Annotated in this window: 14 protein-coding genes and 1 pseudogene; 9 read left to right on the forward strand and 6 right to left on the reverse strand. The window is 66.2% G+C overall.

The features are described 5' to 3' along the window. The 3 genes and pseudogenes from TL10_RS30805 to TL10_RS28430 all read left to right on the forward strand — a co-directional run. Window positions 1–128, forward strand: a pseudogene (locus TL10_RS30805) (IS5 family transposase); the annotation flags it as partial. A gap of 173 nt (window positions 129–301) precedes the next feature. Then, the gene (gene metE / locus TL10_RS28425) at window positions 302–2,569 is read left to right on the forward strand and encodes a 5-methyltetrahydropteroyltriglutamate--homocysteine S-methyltransferase (protein WP_110789254.1); all 2,268 of its coding nucleotides are present in this window, start codon (window positions 302–304) and stop codon (window positions 2,567–2,569) included. 134 nt (window positions 2,570–2,703) lie between these two features. Then, complete coding sequence (locus TL10_RS28430) at window positions 2,704–3,621, forward strand: NADP-dependent oxidoreductase (RefSeq protein WP_043988291.1); 918 nt, start codon at window positions 2,704–2,706, stop codon at window positions 3,619–3,621. A 12-nt stretch (window positions 3,622–3,633) separates the two neighbouring features. Here the strand turns inward: TL10_RS28430 and TL10_RS28435 are convergent, their stop codons facing one another. From TL10_RS28435 to prpD, 4 genes are read right to left on the reverse strand one after another with little or no spacing between them, the layout of a single operon-like run. Continuing rightward, window positions 3,634–7,029, reverse strand: coding sequence for a pyruvate carboxylase (locus tag TL10_RS28435; RefSeq protein ID WP_110789252.1), 3,396 nt, complete (start codon window positions 7,027–7,029; stop codon window positions 3,634–3,636). Continuing rightward, the gene (locus TL10_RS28440) at window positions 7,022–8,140 is read right to left on the reverse strand and encodes a bifunctional 2-methylcitrate synthase/citrate synthase (RefSeq protein WP_043397422.1); all 1,119 of its coding nucleotides are present in this window, start codon (window positions 8,138–8,140) and stop codon (window positions 7,022–7,024) included. Before TL10_RS28440 ends, TL10_RS28435 begins: the two co-directional genes overlap by 8 nt. Continuing rightward, the gene (prpB, locus tag TL10_RS28445; protein WP_043988293.1) at window positions 8,137–9,057 is read right to left on the reverse strand and encodes a methylisocitrate lyase; all 921 of its coding nucleotides are present in this window, start codon (window positions 9,055–9,057) and stop codon (window positions 8,137–8,139) included. Before prpB ends, TL10_RS28440 begins: the two co-directional genes overlap by 4 nt. Further along, the gene (gene prpD / locus TL10_RS28450; RefSeq protein WP_043988295.1) at window positions 9,054–10,559 is read right to left on the reverse strand and encodes a 2-methylcitrate dehydratase PrpD; all 1,506 of its coding nucleotides are present in this window, start codon (window positions 10,557–10,559) and stop codon (window positions 9,054–9,056) included. Before prpD ends, prpB begins: the two co-directional genes overlap by 4 nt. 110 nt (window positions 10,560–10,669) lie before the next feature. On the opposite strand from prpD, the gene TL10_RS28455 reads away from it, so the two are divergent. From TL10_RS28455 to TL10_RS28475, 5 genes are all read left to right on the forward strand, one after another. Further along, the gene (locus TL10_RS28455) at window positions 10,670–12,094 is read left to right on the forward strand and encodes a short-chain fatty acyl-CoA regulator family protein (RefSeq protein ID WP_192830326.1); all 1,425 of its coding nucleotides are present in this window, start codon (window positions 10,670–10,672) and stop codon (window positions 12,092–12,094) included. Between the two features lie 34 nt (window positions 12,095–12,128). Next, the gene (locus TL10_RS28460; RefSeq protein ID WP_043988299.1) at window positions 12,129–13,022 is read left to right on the forward strand and encodes a mycobacterial-type methylenetetrahydrofolate reductase; all 894 of its coding nucleotides are present in this window, start codon (window positions 12,129–12,131) and stop codon (window positions 13,020–13,022) included. A gap of 86 nt (window positions 13,023–13,108) precedes the next feature. Continuing rightward, window positions 13,109–13,576: a DUF4334 domain-containing protein gene (locus TL10_RS28465; protein ID WP_043400090.1), complete on the forward strand. Its 468-nt coding sequence runs from the start codon at window positions 13,109–13,111 to the stop codon at window positions 13,574–13,576. Window positions 13,577–13,641: 65 nt separating this feature from the next. After that, the gene (locus tag TL10_RS28470; protein ID WP_081936804.1) at window positions 13,642–14,193 is read left to right on the forward strand and encodes a TetR/AcrR family transcriptional regulator; all 552 of its coding nucleotides are present in this window, start codon (window positions 13,642–13,644) and stop codon (window positions 14,191–14,193) included. Further along, window positions 14,190–14,846: a (2Fe-2S)-binding protein gene (locus TL10_RS28475; RefSeq protein ID WP_043988301.1), complete on the forward strand. Its 657-nt coding sequence runs from the start codon at window positions 14,190–14,192 to the stop codon at window positions 14,844–14,846. Before TL10_RS28470 ends, TL10_RS28475 begins: the two co-directional genes overlap by 4 nt. Here the strand turns inward: TL10_RS28475 and TL10_RS28480 are convergent. After that, complete coding sequence (locus TL10_RS28480; RefSeq protein ID WP_423136079.1) at window positions 14,830–16,179, reverse strand: serine hydrolase; 1,350 nt, start codon at window positions 16,177–16,179, stop codon at window positions 14,830–14,832. The genes TL10_RS28475 and TL10_RS28480 overlap by 17 nt on opposite strands. Beyond that, on the reverse strand, window positions 16,154–16,471 hold the full coding sequence (gene mhuD / locus TL10_RS28485) for a mycobilin-forming heme oxygenase MhuD (RefSeq protein ID WP_043400081.1): 318 nt from the start codon (window positions 16,469–16,471) through the stop codon (window positions 16,154–16,156). Before mhuD ends, TL10_RS28480 begins: the two co-directional genes overlap by 26 nt. Before the next feature lie 87 nt (window positions 16,472–16,558). Between mhuD and TL10_RS28490 the strand changes: the two genes are divergently transcribed. Next, the gene (locus tag TL10_RS28490) at window positions 16,559–17,317 is read left to right on the forward strand and encodes an alpha/beta fold hydrolase (protein WP_043988302.1); all 759 of its coding nucleotides are present in this window, start codon (window positions 16,559–16,561) and stop codon (window positions 17,315–17,317) included. Window positions 17,318–17,444: the final 127 nt, after the last annotated feature.

The raw sequence follows: 17,444 nt of genomic DNA on the forward strand, positions 1-17,444 counted from the left end.
TCAAGCAGTGGCGCGGTGTTGCGACCCGCTACGACAAATATGCCCTGACCTACCTCGGCGGTGTCTTGTTGGCCTGCGCCGTCATCCACTCCCGCGTGGGAACTCTCAAATTGGGAGACACGCCCTAGGAGCACCCGAGGGTGCGTGCCTGCGAGTCCGAAGACCTGCCAGCTGTGCCGGATGCGCCGCGTCCGGCGGTGCATCGCCTCGTGGAATGGGCTGATCGCCGAGGGCGGTTTCGGCTGTCCTCGATGGATGTCCTTGGGCGGTGCGCACTTCCGTCGCATTTGAAGGACGTCTGTTGTCTACACCATTCACCGCAACCATTCTCGGTGCGCCCCGCATCGGCCCGGACCGGGAACTCAAGCGGGCCGTCGAACGCTACTGGGCAGGCCGGATCGACCGGGCCGCGCTCGAAGAAATCGCCGCGGGCTTGCGCCGCGATACTGTCGCCGCGTTGTCGGCGGCCGGCCTGGATTCCGTTCCGGTCAACACCTTTTCGTACTACGACCAGGTTCTCGACACCGCAGTGCTGCTCGGCGCCCTGCCGGCCCGAGTGCGCGGCGTGGCCGACGGCCTCGATCGCTATTTCGCCGCGGCACGCGGTACAGCGGACATCGCACCGCTGGAGATGACGAAGTGGTTCGACACCAACTACCACTACCTGGTCCCGGAGATCGGCCCGGACACCGTGTTCACGCTGCATCCGGAGAAGGTGCTGGCAGAACTCAAAGAAGCTCAAGTGCAAGGGATTTCGGCTCGTCCGGTGATCGTCGGGCCAATCACCTTCCTGGCCTTGAGTAAGGCCGTCGATGGAGCACAGGCACCCATCGAGCGCCTCGGCGAGCTCTTGCCGCTGTACGTCGACCTGCTGGGCCGACTCGCCGATGCCGGTGCCGAGTGGGTGCAGATCGACGAGCCGGTGCTGGTGGCCGACATCGTGGACAACGGTCCGGAGCTGGCCGAGCACGTCTACTCGACGCTCTCGGGTGCCGCCAATCGCCCGGCGATCCTGGTGGCGACCTACTTCGGCGCACTGGGCGCCGCGCTGCCGGCGTTGGCTCGTACGCAGATCGACGGTGTCGCAGTCGATTTCGTCGCCGGTGGTGACCAGTCGGTAGCCGATGTACCGGGCCTGGCGGACAAGCTGGTGGTGGCCGGCGTCGTCGATGGCCGCAACATCTGGCGCACGGACCTGGCGGCGGCACTTTCCCGGCTGGGTGCGTTACAGGGATCGGCAAAGGCCGTTGCGGTATCGACGTCGTGCTCGACGCTGCATGTGCCGTACTCGCTCGATCCCGAAGACGGTCTCGACGATGCACTCCGCAGCTGGTTGGCATTCGGTGCGGAGAAGGTCACCGAAGTGGTGACGCTGGCCACGGCGCTTCGCGACGGCCGGGACAGGGTGGCCGCCGAGATCGAAGCATCCGATCGGGCAATCGCGTCACGGGCACAGGACCCCCGCCTGCACAACAGTGGCGTCCGGGAGCGACTGGACGCGGTGCTGGCCGAAGGCATCGGCCGCGGGCCGGCGGTAGAGCGTCGCAAGGCACAGGACGCGCGGCTGAACCTGCCGTCGTTGCCGACCACCACCATCGGCTCGTTCCCGCAGACCGTCGACATCCGGAAGGCCCGCGCCGCGCTGGTGGCCGGCGAGATCGGCGAGGCCGAGTACACCAAGCGGATGAAGGCCGAGGTCGAGACGGTCATCCGATTGCAGGAGGACCTGGGCCTGGACGTGTTGGTGCACGGCGAGCCCGAGCGCAACGACATGGTGCAGTACTTCGCCGAACAGCTGCACGGCTTCTTCGCCACCAAGAACGGCTGGGTCCAGTCGTACGGCAGCCGCTGCGTGCGTCCGCCGGTGTTGTTCGGTGACGTCACCCGCAGGCAGCCGATGACGGTGGAATGGGCCAGGTACGCCCAGACTCTGACCGACAAGCCGGTCAAGGGCATGCTCACCGGTCCGGTGACGATCCTCGCCTGGTCGTTCGTCCGTGACGATCAGCCGCTGGCCGACTCGGCCAACCAGGTGGCGCTGGCCATCCGGGACGAGACGGTCGATCTGCAGTCCGCAGGGATCGCCATCGTCCAGGTCGACGAGCCCGCGCTGCGCGAGCTGCTGCCGCTGCGTGACACCGACAAGGCGGCGTACCTCGACTGGGCGGTCGGTGCGTTCCGGCTGTCCACCTCGGGCGTCAGCGATGCCACTCAGATTCACACGCACCTGTGCTATTCGGAGTTCGGTGAGGTGATCGGTGCCATCGCCGATCTCGATGCCGATGTGACGTCGATCGAGGCCGCGCGCTCCCACATGGAGGTGCTCGACGACCTCAACGGAATCGGCTTCTCGAACAGCGTCGGCCCGGGGGTATACGACATCCACTCGCCGCGCGTGCCCACCGCCGACGAGATGGTGACGTCGCTGCGTCATGCGCTGGATGCCGTTCCGGCTGAGCGGCTTTGGGTGAACCCGGACTGCGGCCTCAAGACCCGAAAAACCGACGAGGTGACCGAGTCGCTGCGCAACATGGTGCAGGCGGCGCAGTTGGTTCGCGCCGCGCAGTAAGTCAAAGGCGATGCCCCGGAATCTGATTCAGGTTCCGGGGCATCGTCATGTTTCATGAAATAAATCGGGCGATCGACAGCTTGTCTTCAGGAGACCGGCGAGACTGCTGTCGGAACCCGATTGGAGACGGATAGATGTCGAGAATTGCGCAATTCGCCGAATACGGCACACCTGAGGTGCTACGCGTTGTCGACGCCGAGCCACCGGCTCCCGGGCCGACCCAGGTGCGGATCGCGGTACGCGCAGCGGGCGTCAACCCGATCGACTGGAAGATCGTCGGTGGGCAGATGCGCGAATTGATACCGCTTGAGCTGCCCGCCGGTGCAGGGTCCGACGTGGCGGGTGTCATTGATGCCGTCGGCTCTGAGGTCACCGAGTGGGCTGTCGGCGACGAGGTCCTGGGCCGATCGACGACACCGTCGTTCGCCGATCTTGCGCTGGCCGAGTCTTCGGAAATCGTCCGCAAGCCCGAGGGTATTGCCTGGGAAGTTGCCGGTTCGCTGGCAGGTGCCGGTGGTACCGCGTATGCCGTGCTGAAGAAGCTCGGCGTCAAGGTCGGCGACACACTGCTGATCCTCGCGGCCGCGGGCGGCGTGGGCACCTTCGCGGTCCAGCTCGCAAAGGCCCAGGGCGTCAATGTCATTGGCACGGCAAGCGAATCCAACCACGACTACCTGCGGTCGCTCGGCGCGACGCCGGTCACCTACGGCGATGGTCTGCTCGACAGGGTCCGCGCCGTGGCGCCCCAGGGAGTCGACGCCGTTCTCGACGCATCGGGCCGCGGGGAGATTCCGTTGTCCATCGAACTCACCGGCGATCCAGCGCGCGTCCTCACGTTGGTCGCCTTCGACGCTGCCGGCACCGGTATCCAAATACACGTCGGCGGTGCCGGAAGTGAACACGGTGCCGCGCTCAGGGAACTCGCGGCGCTTGTCGCGCAGGACCGCCTTGCGGTCTCGATCAGCCAGACATACCCGCTGACCGAAGCCGGTGCCGCGCTCTCCGCGAGCACGACGGGCCATGTTCACGGCAAGATCGTCATCGTGCCGTGAACATGGCCTCGGTCAGCTGACCACCACGAGCAGGTCGTTGCCTTCGACACTTGCGGTGGGAGCCACCGCAATCCGCTTGACGGTGCCGGCCTTTGGTGTCGTGATGGCGGCCTCCATCTTCATCGCTTCGATGGTGGCGACCGTCTGGCCGGCCTGAACCTGCTCACCCACCGCCACCCCGATCGTCACCACGCCGGCGAACGGCGCAGCGACGTGATCGAGGTTGGTGCGGTCGGCCTTCTCCGCCACGGGGACCGCACTGTCGATCGACCTGTCCCGCACCAGGATCGGGCGCAGTTGACCGTTCAGCAGGCACAGGACGGTACGCATGCCGCGGTCGTCGGGTTCGGAGATGGCCTCGAGCCCGATGAGAAGCTCGACGCCCTTCTCCAATTTCACCCGGTGCTCTTCGCCGCGGCGCAGCCCGTAGAAGAACTGGTTGGCGCTCAGGCTCGAGGTGTCCCCGAATTGCCCTCGATGTGAAAGGAATTCACGAGTCGGTCCCGGGAACAACAATCGATTGAGGGCTGCTCTGCGAGTCGGCCCGGGCTCCGCCAGTTCGGCGTAGTCCTCGACCGTGAGTTCGGTGGCCGGTCTCGGTTCTGCCCGCCCTTGCAGGGCCTTGGTACGCAACGGCTCCGGCCAGCCGCCGGCCGGCTCACCCAGCTCGCCGCGCAGGAAGCCGATCACCGAGTCCGGGATGTCGTAGCGGGCCGGGTCCGCCGAGAACTCTTCGGCGCTGATCCCGGCGCCGACCAGAGCCAGCGCCAGATCCCCGACCACCTTGCTCGACGGGGTCACCTTCACCAGCCTGCCCAGTGCGTGATCGGCTCCGGCGTAGGCATTCTCGATGTCCTCGAACCGGCCGCCCAATCCGAGGGCGACGGCCTGGGTCCGCAGGTTGCTGAGTTGCCCGCCGGGAATCTCGTGGGTGTACACCCGGCCGGTCGGGGACGGTAGTCCCGCCTCGAACGGGGCATAGACCCGGCGCAGCGCCTCCCAATACGGCTCCAGCTCACAGACATCCGCCAACGACAACCCGGTGTCGTGGACGGTGTGCGCGGCAGCGGCCACGATCGAACTCAAAGAGGGCTGGCTGGTGGTACCGGCCAGCGGCGCTGCTGCGCCGTCGACCGCCGATGCGCCGGCCTGCCAGGCCGCGACGTACGTTGCCAGCTGGCCACCCGGGGTGTCGTGGGTGTGGACGTGGACCGGCAGATCGAATCGGGAACGCAACGCCGACACCAGTGTTGCCGCGGCAGGCGGCCGCAACAGGCCGGCCATGTCCTTGATCGCCAGCACATGCGCGCCGGCTTCGACGATCTGGTCGGCCAGCTTGAGCCAGTAATCGAGCGTGTACAGCGTCTCGTTGGGGTCCGACAGGTCGCCGGTGTACGACATCGCCACTTCGGCTACCGCGGAACCGGTTTCGCGCACCGCGTCGATCGCCGGACGCATCCAGTCCACGTTGTTCAACGCGTCGAAGATCCGGAAGATGTCGATGCCGGTGGTCGTGGCCTCCTGCACGAACGACGACGTGACCGACACGGGATATGGCGTGTAGCCGACGGTGTTGCGTCCGCGCAGCAACATCTGCAGGCAGATGTTGGGCATTGCCTCCCGCAGTGCGGCCAGCCGCTCCCACGGGTCTTCCTTCAGGAACCGAAGCGCCACATCGTATGTCGCGCCGCCCCAGCACTCGACCGACAGCAGCTGCGGTGTCATCCGGGCGACGTACGGTGCCACCTTGACCAGGCCGGAGGTACGCACCCGGGTGGCGAGCAGCGATTGGTGCGCATCGCGGAATGTGGTGTCGGTGACCCACAATCGCGGCGATTCCAGCAGAGACCGGGCGAAGCCTTCCGGCCCGAGTTCGGTCAGCAGCTGCTTGCTGCCTGCCGGTGGCGGCCCGCCGAGATCGATGTCCGGCAGCTTGTCGCGTGGGTACACCGCCGACTGGCGCACGCCGTGCGGCTTGTTCACCGTCACGTCAGCGAGGTAGTTCAGGATGCGCGTGCCGCGGTCCCCCGGGGTGTGTGCGGTCAGCAGCTGCGGCCGCTGGTCGATGAAAGACGTCGACACATTGCCCGCGGCGAAGTCCGGATCATCCAGAACCGCCTGCAGGAAAGGGATATTCGTCGATACCCCACGGATCCGGAACTCGGCGAGAGCCCGCCGGGCGCGTTTGACCGCCGTCGCGAAGTCGTGACCCCGGCAGGTGAGTTTGACCAGCATGGAATCGAAATGCGCGGAGATCTCCGCGCCGACATTGGTGCCACCGTCCAACCGCACCCCGGCGCCGCCGGGGCTGCGGTAGGCGGTGATCCGGCCGGTGTCCGGCCGGAACCCGTTGACGGGATCCTCGGTGGTGATGCGGCATTGCATGGCGGCGCCGCGGATCCGGATGCTGTCCTGGCTCAGACCGAGATCGGCCAACGACTGACCGGCCGCGATCCGCAGCTGCGAGGCCACCAGGTCCACATCGGTGATTTCCTCGGTCACCGTGTGCTCGACCTGAATCCGGGGATTGCACTCGATGAACACGTGGCGCCCGCGTTCGTCGAGCAGGAACTCGACGGTGCCGGCGCAGAAGTAGCCGATCTGGCGGGCGAATCGCACCGCGTCAGAGCAGATTCGGGCCCGCAGCTCGTCGCTCAGGTTCGGGGCCGGTGCCAGCTCGATGACCTTCTGATGGCGGCGCTGCACACTGCAGTCCCGCTCGAACAGGTGGATCACCTCGCCGGTGCCGTCGGCCAGAATCTGCACCTCGATGTGGCGCGGATTGAGCACCGCCTGTTCGAGGTAGACCATCGGGTCGCCGAACGCGGACTCCGCCTCCCGGGACGCGGCTTCGATGGCCTCGGCCAAGGCGGCGGGCTCAGTCACCCGGCGCATGCCGCGGCCACCGCCACCGGAGACCGCCTTGACGAACAGCGGGAACTCCATATCTGCTGCGGCAGTGAGCAGTTCGTCGACCAACGCGGACGGCTCCGACGACGTCAGCACCGGCAGCCCGGCGGCCCGGGCCGCCGCGATGGCGCTCGCCTTGTTGCCGGTCAGTTCGAGCACTCCGGCGCCCGGGCCGACGAACGTGATCCCCGCGGCGGCGCATGCCGATGCCAGTTCCGGGTTCTCCGAGAGGAACCCATAACCCGGATACACGGCATCGGCGCCGGACAACTGGGCCACCCGGATGATCTCGGACACTGCGAGGTAGGCCCGAACGGGGTGGCCCGGTTCGCCGATCTGGTAGGACTCGTCGGCCTTCAACCGATGTGGAGAATTCCGGTCCTCGTACGCGTAGACCGCGACGGTCGCGATGCCCAGTTCGTAGGCCGCCCGGAACGCCCGGATCGCGATCTCACCGCGGTTGGCAACGAGGACTTTTCGGATTGCGCGCTCAGGCAATGGAACGCTGAGGTCGGCCCGAGTACTCGCTCAGGGGACGGATCAGGGCGTTCGACGCTGCCTGCTCCATGATGTGCGCAGTCCAGCCGGTGATCCTCGACATCACGAAAAGCGGTGTGAAAACGGGGATATCGAACCCCATCAGGTAGTAGGCCGGTCCGGTGGGGAAGTCGAGGTTCGGTTTGATCTTGGTTGCGACGAACATCTCGCGTTCCAGCACGTGGTAGATGTCCAACCACTGCTGACCGCCGCGCGCGGCCACCACACGGTCCAGTGCAGCCTTCATCGTCGGCACCCGGGAGTCGCCGTTCTTGTAGACGCGGTGCCCGAAGCCCATCACTTTGTCCTTGCGAGACAGCTTGCCGTGCAGCCATTTCGCGGCGTTCTCGGCAGAACCGATCTCCAGCATGTCGTGCATGACCGCTTCGTTCGCGCCGCCGTGCAGCGACCCCTTGAGCGCTCCGATGGCAGCGGTCACGGCGCTGTAGATGTCCGACTGAGTAGAGGTCACGACCCGGGCAGCGAAGGTCGACGCGTTGAAGCTGTGCTCGGCATACAGCACCATCGACTGGCTGAATGCCTCGACGATCGCTGGCTCCGGTACCTCGCCAAAGCACATGTTGAGGAAGTTCTCGGCATAGCCCAGGTGACTGTGCGGCGCGATGGGCGGCAGCCCCTGCCTGCGGCGGATGTCGGCGGCGACGATGGTCGGCAACACGGCGAACATTCGTAATGACTTGGCGTAGTTGGCCGTCGGGGTGCTGACATCCTCTTCGGGGTCTTCGGCGCCCAGGTAGCTGATCGCGGTACGCACCACGTCCATCGGGTGGCAGCTGTCCGGCAGCTTGGCCAACAGCGAGTACATCGAGCGGTCGACCCGGCGGGACGCGCGCTCGCGCTGGCAGAACAACGCCAGCTCCTGGTCGGTCGGCAGCTCGCCGTGCCAGAGCAGGTACGCAACCTGCTCGAAGCTGCAGTGCGCCGCCAGATCCTGCACGGGGTAACCGCGGTAGGTCAGGCTGTTGGTCTCGGGCACGACCTTGGAGATGGCGGTGGTGTCGACGACGACGCCGGCGAGGCCCTTGCGGATGTGAGACGTTTCGGTGGTCATTCTTTCACGTCCTGGAGGGTGAAATTGAAGATGTCTGAATCGAATTCGTTGTATTCGGCATAGCGCAGCAGCTCGTAGAGCCGGCTGCGATGCTGCATCTGGTCAAGCAGGCCGGCTTGCGTTCCAGCAGTGTGGATTTCGCGCAAGCCCACCTCGACCGCGTACATCGCCAGGCGCAACGTGGTGACCGGGTAGATCACCATGTTGTAGCCGATGTCGGACAGCTGCTGGGCCGTGACGAGTTCCGACTTCCCGAACTCGGTCATGTTGGCCAGCAACGGAGTATCGACCGCTGCCCGGAAGCGCTCGAATTCGCTTGGGCTGGAAAGCGCTTCGGTGAAGATCAGGTCGGCGCCGGCATCTGCGTAGGCCTTTGCCCGGTCGATGGCGGAGTCGATGCCCTCGATGCCTGCGGCGTCGGTCCTGGCGCAGATGACGAAGTTGGGGTCCCGGCGGGCCGCGACCGCCGCACGCAGCCGCTTGATCATCTCGGCTGCGGGCACCACGGCCTTGCCGTCCAGGTGGCCGCAACGCTTCGGATTCACCTGGTCTTCGAGATGACAGCCGGCCAGCCCGGCGTCCTCGAGGACCGTGATGGTGCGCGCGGCGCTCATCGGCTCACCGAAGCCGGTGTCGGCGTCCACCAGCGTGGGCAGGTCGGTGGCCGCGGCGATCTGGGCGCTGCGGCCGGCCACCTCGCTCAAGGTGATCAGCCCGATGTCGGGCAGGCCGAGATCAGCCGACAGCACCGCGCCGGAAACGTAGACCCCCTCGAATCCAATCTCCGAAACGAGCTTTGCCACCAGCGGCGAGAACGCACCCGGATAGCGTTGCAGCTGGCCGGAATTCAGTGCGGAACGGAACTTCGCACGCTTGTCGGCGGCAGACACCGTCGACCCCAACAGTCCGGCGCTCATCGGAAGATCCCCGAGGGGATCGTCGGAGCCTTGTCCAGGACGACCTGCTCGACCCGCAGGTTGAGCGCGTCGAGGCTGCCTGGCTTCATGGCGGCGAGGCTGTCGACGACGGTCAGGAACCGCTGCTGTTCGTCCTCGGCGATCACGCCGTCGGCCAGCACGGTGAACTTGTTGCGGTACTGCTCACGCTCGAACGGGCGGGCGCCCAGCGGGTGCGCGTCGGCGACGGCGAGTTCGTCGACGATCACCTCTCCGCTCTTGAGCGTCACCACGGCCCTGGCGCCGAATGCCTTCTCGGCCGGGTCATCCGAGTGGTAGCGCCGAGTCCACTCGGGGTCCTCGACGGTGGAGATCTTGCGCCACAGCTCGATGGTGTCCGGCCGGTGCGCACGCTCGGGGGCGTACGACCGCTCGTGGTGCCATTCACCGTCCTGCAGGGCCACCGCGAAGATGTACATCACCGAGTGGTCCAGGGTTTCTCGTGAAGCATCGGGGTCGAACTTCTGCGGATCGCCCGAGCCGGTGCCGATGACCACGTGGGTGTGGTGGCTGGTGTGCAGCACGATGGTGGCGATCTGGTCCAGATCGCCGATCCGCGAACGCATCCGGCGAGCCAGGTCGATCGGCGCCTGACTCTGGTACTCGGCGCTGTGTTCCTTGGTGTAGCTGTCGAGGATGGCTGCCTTGGGCTCACCGGGACCCGGCAGCGGCACCTGGTAGGTGTGCTCGGGTCCGGACAACAGCCAGGCGATGACGCCGTCTTCGCCTTCCCAGATGGGAGCGGGGGAGCCCTCGCCGCGCATGGCGCGGTCGACGGCCTCGATGGCGACCTTGCCGGCCAGCGCGGGGGCGTAGGCCTTCCAGCTCGAGATCAGCCCCTTGCGGGACTGCCGGGTCGCGGTGGTCAGGTGCAGCGCCTGGCCGACTGCGGCATAGATGGTCTCGGGGTCCAGTCGCAGCATGGTGCCGAGGCCGGCCGCGACCGACGGGCCGAGGTGTGCGACGTGATCGATCTTGTGCTCGTGCAGGCAGATTCCGCGGACCAGGTCCATCTGCACCTCGTAGGCGGTGGCGATGCCGCGGATCAGGTCGCTGCCGCGGACGTCGAGCTGCTGGGCCACCGCGACCAGTGCCGGGATGTTGTCACCGGGGTGTGAGTACTCGGCGGCCAGGAAGGTGTCGTGGAAATCGAGTTCGCGGACGGCGACCCCGTTGGCCCACGCGGCCCACTCCGGCGAGTAGGTGCCGTCGATGCCGAACACGGTCGCGCCGCGCTGCGTGCGGTGGGCCTGGGCCTGGGTGCGGGCAACGGCGACCGGCCGGCGGATCACCGAGGCGGCAGACACGGAGGCGTTGTCGATGATGCGGTTGACGACCATCGCCTCGACTGCGGGCGTGACCTCGACCGGGTCGGCGGCGATCTCGGCGATCTTCCAGGCCAGGTGTTCCGAACGGGGGAACTCTTCGGCGCTGCGTCGGGTGCGTACCTCGTGTGTCTGCATGATTCGCACGGTACGCAGCTGGTTGGGTGCGCAAAAGCCCCTGTAAATGCGTAATTTTGTGTCCTCGTACGGAGGAGTTTGCAAACTTTGTGTAAGTGGATCGAGTTACGCTGGCGGCGGTGCCGAAGACATTCGTGGGCGCCCGTCTACGACGGCTGCGCGAAGAGCAGGGCCTGACCCAGGTCGCGCTGGCGCGCGCCTTGGATCTGTCGACCAGCTACGTCAATCAACTCGAGAATGATCAGCGACCGGTGACGGTGCCGGTGCTGCTGGCGCTGGCTGAACGGTTCGAGCTGCCGACCAATTACTTCGCGCCCGATTCGGATGCGCGCCTGGTATCGGACCTGCGCGAGATCCTCGTCGACACCGCGGCCACCGCCGGCCAGATCGAGGAACTGGTGGCGAGAATGCCGGCCGTCGGTCAGATGCTGGTCAGCATGAACCGCCGATTGTTCGACGCGACAACCGAACTCGACGCCATGCATACCCGGGCGAATGTGGACACTTCGGTGGCCGCGCAACAACCGATGCCGTTCGAGGAAGTGCGGGACTTCTTCTACGACCGCAAGAACTACATCGGTGAACTCGACGAAGCGGCCGAATCGTTGTTCGTCGCGAGCCGTCTGCGGCTCGGGGGTCTGGACGCTCAACTCGCCGATCTGCTGGCAGAGGAGTTCGGAGTCGTCGTGGTGATCGATGACGGTGATGTGTTGGGCCCCAACACACAACGGTCCTATCGGCCCGACACCGGCGTGTTGTACATCGCGCGCTGGCTGCATCCCGGACAGCGCGCCTTTCAGCTGGCCACCCAGGTGGCCCTGCTGAGACATTCGGAATTGATCTCCGCGATCGTGTCGACGGCTGACCAACTCAGTTCCGAGGCAACGGAAGTCGCGCGCATCGGCTTGGCCAACTACTTCGCCGGCGCGTTGCTGTTGCCGTATCGGATGTTCCTGGACGCGGCCGAGGAACTGCGTTACGACATCGATCAGCTGGCGCGGCGGTTCGACGTCGGGTTCGAGACCATCTGTCATCGTCTCTCGACATTGCAGCGGCCGGATGCGCGTGGCGTGCCTTTCATCTTCGTTCGCACCGATAGTGCCGGGAACATCTCGAAGCGTCAGTCCGCCACGGCATTTCACTTCTCCCGGGTGGGTGGCAACTGTCCGCTGTGGGTGGTGCACCATGCTGCCGAGCGGCCCGGTGAGTTCATCACCCAGGTCGCGCAGATGCCCGACGGTCGGTCGTACTTCTGGATCGCGCGCACCACGTCGTCTGCCCCGAGTCGATATCGCGGCCCCCGCAAGCGTTTTGCCATCGGATTGGGCTGCGACCTGGTCCATGCCGAGAAACTGATCTACGCGGCGGGAATCGATTTGGCAGATCCCGACGCGGCGGTGCCGATCGGGGCGGGCTGCAAAATCTGCGACCGCCCGGCGTGCTCGCAGCGGGCCTTCCCGTATGTCGGCCGGCCCGTGCACGTCGACCCGTACAACAGCAGTGACCTGCCATACTCGTCCGCCGCGCAGGCGTGACCTTCCCGATTGTCTTCAGAGCTGGAGTTCCCGAATGTCCCTGAAAACCATTGCGCTCGAACTGGTTCCGCCCAACCTCGAATTGGGTTTACAGATCGCCGTCGACGAGGCGCGCAAGGTGCTGCAGGGCGCCGCGGCCGTCGGCCTCGAGGGCCGTATCCGGCACGTGATGATCCCGGGGATGATCGAGGAAGACGGCGATCGGCCTGTCGAGATGAAGCCGAAGATGGACGTCCTGGATTTTTGGCAGTTGATGAAGCCTGAGCTGCCGGGGATGCGTGGGTTGTGCACGCAGGTGACGTCGTTCCTGGATGAGGATGCGCTCGGCAAGCGCCTGAGCGTGCTGCAGGAAGCGGACTTCGACGGCATCGCGTTCGTGGGCGTGCCGCGCACCATGAGCGACGGCGACGGTACGGGTGTGGCCCCGACTGACGCGTTGACGATCTACCGCGATCAGGTGCCCAACCGGGGTGTCATCTTGATCCCGACGCGTGACGGTGAGCAGGGGCGCTTCAACTTCAAGATCGAGCAGGGCGCCACGTACGGGATGACGCAGCTGCTCTATTCGGACGCCATTGTGGGGTTCTTGAAGGAGTTCGCTGCGACCACCGAGCATCGGCCGGAGCTGTTGTTGTCGTTCGGGTTTGTGCCGAAGATGGAGTCCAAGGTCGGTTTGATCAATTGGCTGATCCAGGATCCGGGTAATCCGTTGGTGGCCGCGGAGCAGGAGTTCGTGACGCGGTTGGCGGGGGAGGAGCCGGCGGTCAAGCGGACGTTGATGCTCGATCTGTACAAGCGGGTTATCGATGGGGTTGGTGAGTTGGGTTTCCCGATCAGCATCCATCTGGAAGCGGCGTATGGGGTGTCCAGGCCGGCGTTTGAGACGTTCGCCGCGATGTTGGATTACTGGGCACCCGACCAGCCCTAGCCTTCTTCCCGCCGAGCCGAGGCTTGCCGAACCGGTTGGTTCGGGATTACAGTCAGTTTCCGAACCAACTGACTCGGGAGGTCCTTGTGGACGTCGATACCGCTCGTGCGCGTTTCACCGAACTGCGGGGCCAGGCCCATGTCGATTCGGCCGAGCTGGACGAAATCTGGGCCTCGCTGCAGCCGGTCCGTGCCGAAGACATCGTCGGCAACTGGAAGGGCGACGAGTTCGACACAGGACACAAGATGAACGGCCAGCTCCAGGCCGCCCGGTGGTACGGCAAGATCTTCAAATCGGTCAACGACGTCGAGCCCATCGTCTGCTACGACGAAGCGGGGCAGCTCTTTTCGAACCGCGACCTGAGCCGCGGCGGAGCATCCTTGTGGGACATCGAATTTCGCGGCGAGGTCACGGGGACCATGGTCTACGACGGCCAGCCGGTGTTCGATCATTTCAAGCGGGTCGACGACGACACGCTGATGGGGATCATGAATGGCAAGCGCCAGCGGACCGGCGACAAGTTCCTGTACTTCCTGTTGGAACGTGACCAGTGAGGTAGCTGGCTGTTACCCTGGCGATTGCTATGAGGGCGGCCGGACATGCAACGCGTGAGCGCATCATGGCTGCCGCCAAAGCGGAGTTCTCCGCCCTCGGATTTGCCGGCGCCCGGCTGAATCGCATTGCGGCCGAGGCCAATGCCAGCAAAGAGCGGCTGTACAGCTACTTCCAGAGTAAGCAGAACCTCTTCGAGGCAGTCGTCGAGCAATGGATTCAGGACGCGCCGTACGACGCGATCTTCAAACCCGACGACGTCCCGGCGTACACCGTCGCGCTCTTCGACTACATGGTGGCCGATCCGGTCGGGGCGCGTCTGCAGCGCTGGATCGAGTTGGAGGCGGCCGACGGGATGTTCGGTGACCACGTGCTGCGCCGCATCTTCCAGTCCAAGCTCGACCGGATCGCCGAAGCGCAGCGCACCGGGATCATCGACGCGTCCTGGCGCCCTATCGACCTGCTGATGTTGCTCAACGACATGACCTACGCGCTGGCCGCGGGCGGATTCGGGATCGACCGCATCGTCGATCAGCCGCTGTCGCCGGAAACCGCCGCCGTGCGCCGGGCCGCTGCCGCCGAAGCCGCTCGCCGGCTGGTTCTGCACCCCCAGCAGTGAACGACCAGTTGGCCGCGTTCGGCCCCTTCTTCGGCGTTGTGCGGCACGAGGATTCATCGGCGGCACCGTGGCGGCCGATGACCGAGCTCGCCGACGATCCCAGCGTGCTGGCGGCGCGAGTGGACCGGGTCCGGTCGGCGCTGGCGGCCAGTGGACAGCGGCGGCCGGAGCAGATCGACGGCCGCGTCGCTGCGTCGGTTGCGCATCTTGGGCTGGTGGCGCGGCTGATCGCCCCGATGATCGGCACTGCCGCTCTCGGCGAACCCGTGTCGTGGTCGCTGGCCGACCTGTCCTGGCAGGACCAGTTGGGCGGGCCCTACCCGCTGGCGGTGTCGACGTCGGCCAGTGCGGGCCCGCCCGCGGTCGAGGCCATCACCGAAGCATTCGGACCATTCGGTGTCAGCCCAAAAGTGTTGTGGGGCAACGTGGGATCGGCGGCCAACAGTGCGGCCAAACAGATCGTCCAGGCCCGGCCGGACCTGACCGGGCTGGCCCGGAAAGCGGCCGACGCCGTGCTCGCAGACTCCAGGGTCGACGGGGGAGTGCTGCGGTCAGGGCCCGCATTCCGCCGCAACAGCTGCTGCCTGATCTACCAACTGGCAGACGGCGCGGGCGGTTACTGCGGCGACTGTGTGCTCACCGCACCGGGATGAGATCGAACGCCTGCTTGATGATGCTCAGCAGCCACTGCGCCGCGGTCTGACCCTTGAACGTCGGCCAGGTCAGCTGGAAGTTCACCACCCATGGCTGGCCGGTGTGGTCGACGGCGTACCAGCTGAAGCCGAGGTCGCCGGGCAGGTTGCCACCCTTCGAGCCGAGGTAGGGCCACTTGGCCCGGTCCAGGTCGATGCCGGCGACCTTGGACATGATGTCGCGTACCGGCGCGGCGGGTCCGACAGCGGCGGCCTGCACCGCGACGTGCTCGCGGCAGATGTCGGCGGCGCTGCCGTACCACTCGGCCCCGATGCTGGACGCCGGCGTGCGGGTGCGGTACGGGTCAGGCTCGTACGGGCGCGAACTCACCTGCTGCAGCAGGGCCGTGCGCTGCTCCTTGGTGCCGTTCTTCCACTGGTCGCGGACATCGGGCTTGCCCCAGCCGATGGAGAACAACTCGTGCATGGTCGGGTAGGGCGTCAGGCTCGCCGGGTCGTGATGCCCGGCGACGACGAGCGCCTCGTCCACCGCGGCCGGACCCACCTTGTTGATCAGCATGTCGGTGGCCATGTTGTCGCTGACCGAGATCATCTGCTGGGCGGCCTCGTGCACTGTCACCTGCGTGCCCGGGGCCAGGTTGTCCAGGCCGGCCGAACCGAGCTTCTTGCCCTCGGCGGTGACGGTGACCTTGTCGTCCCAGCTGAGGGTGCCGGCTGACACCGCGCGCGCAACGGCAAGCAGCACATAGATTTTCATGATCGACGCCAGTGGCATCGGTTCGTCGACATTGGTGCCTGCGATCTTGACGCACTTGCCGTCGACAACCTTGGCGACCTGATACGAGTAGTGGGCGCCGGACTTCGCGATCTGCGTGTCGACGTCGGCCCAGGACTTGACGGGCGGCGGACGCAGCGAGACCTCCATGCGGTCGACGGTGCCCTTGCTGTCGACGTGCAGCTCGATGTCCTGGTTCACGCCGTACGAGTTGGTGACGTGCAGGGTCGAATGTCCGGCGCCGATGTCGATGCCCGTCAGCTTGAACGGGCGGTCCCACCAGATCCACTTCATCCGGTAGGTGATGTCGTCCACCTGGTCGGGCGCGGCGAGCGTCTTGACCCCGGCGGGCTCGATGGACCAGTCCGAGTTGAGCATGTCCATCGTCTGCCTGGACCGCATGCCCTGAGGCGTGGTCATGTCGATCAGCGCGCCGTAGGCAGTGCTCGACAAAGGCGGGGCGGCTGCAGGCGTGCTGCAGCCACCCAGTACCACGATGACTGCGCCGGCCAGGGCCAGCGCAGTGCGGGTCTTACGACTGCTGGTCGGAACCGGCAACGTCCAACACAACCTCGAATTCGAGAAGTGATGCTCCGGTGGCCACGGGGTTGGCCCGCTGCCCGGCGTGTGCCTCGACGGCGGGGCCGGTGGCCCAGGCCTGGAACGCCTCGTCGGACTCCCACTGCGTCACCACGAAGTAGCGGTTCTCGCCCTTGACCGGGCGCAACAGCTGGAACCCGAGGAAGCCGGGCTGGCCGTCCACTGCGTGAGCACGGTTCGCGAACCGCTTCTCCAATTCCGGACCGGCGTTGGGCGGAACTTCGATCGCATTGATCTTCACCACAGGCATGTGGTTCAGGCTACCGCGCTGGCCCGCAGGCAGGGTGGGCCGCTGCCGGCAGGCAACAGGGGCGCTGCCGCCAGGCAATATAGGGCTATGACGACCGACCTGCTCACCGCCCGAGGCGGTACCGGCGAGCCGATTGTGCTGGTGCACGGATTGATGGGCCGTGGGACGACGTGGGACCGGCAGTTGCCGTGGTTGACCGACCTGGGCGAGGTCTACACCTACGACGCGCCGTGGCATCGCGGCCGCGGCGTCCACGATTCCGAGCCGATCAGCACCGAACGGTTCGTCGCCGACCTGGCCGACGCGGTCGGCTCGCTGGGGCGCCCGGCGCGGTTGATCGGACACTCGATGGGTGGGCTGCACAGTTGGTGTCTGGCTGCGGCCCATCCGAAACTGGTCACCGCGCTGGTGGTCGAGGACATGGCCGCGGACTTCGTCGGCTTCACCATCGGTGCCTGGGATCCGTGGGCCCACTCCATTCCGGCCGAATTCAATTCGGCGCAAGAGGTTTTGGACCTGTTCGGCCCGATCGCGGGCCAGTATTTCCTGGACGCCTTCGACCGCACCGAGACCGGCTGGCGGCTGCACGGCGAGGCCGGGCACTGGGTGGCGATCGCCGCCGAATGGGGCACCCGGGACTACTGGCAGCAGTGGGCGGCAGTGCGGGTGCCGACGCTGCTCATCGAGGCCGGGAACTCGGTGGCACCGCCGGGGCAGATGCGCAAGATGGCCGAGATCGGCTACCGGACAACATATCTGGAGGTTCCGGGCGCCGGGCACCTGGTGCACGACGACGATCCGGATGCGTACCGCCGTGCGGTCGAGGATTTTCTCGCGTCCGTCTGACTAGGGCGTGTCTCCCGAATGTGAGGGTGTTATCGGCGACGATTGATCGGTGACACGGATGGATGTGATTTCTGACGAGTTCTGGGCTGTCGTGGAACCCTTGATGCCCTCGCATGAAGGCAAGCGG

Source organism: Mycolicibacterium llatzerense (assembly GCF_000878195.1).
GTDB lineage: Bacteria > Actinomycetota > Actinomycetes > Mycobacteriales > Mycobacteriaceae > Mycobacterium > Mycobacterium llatzerense.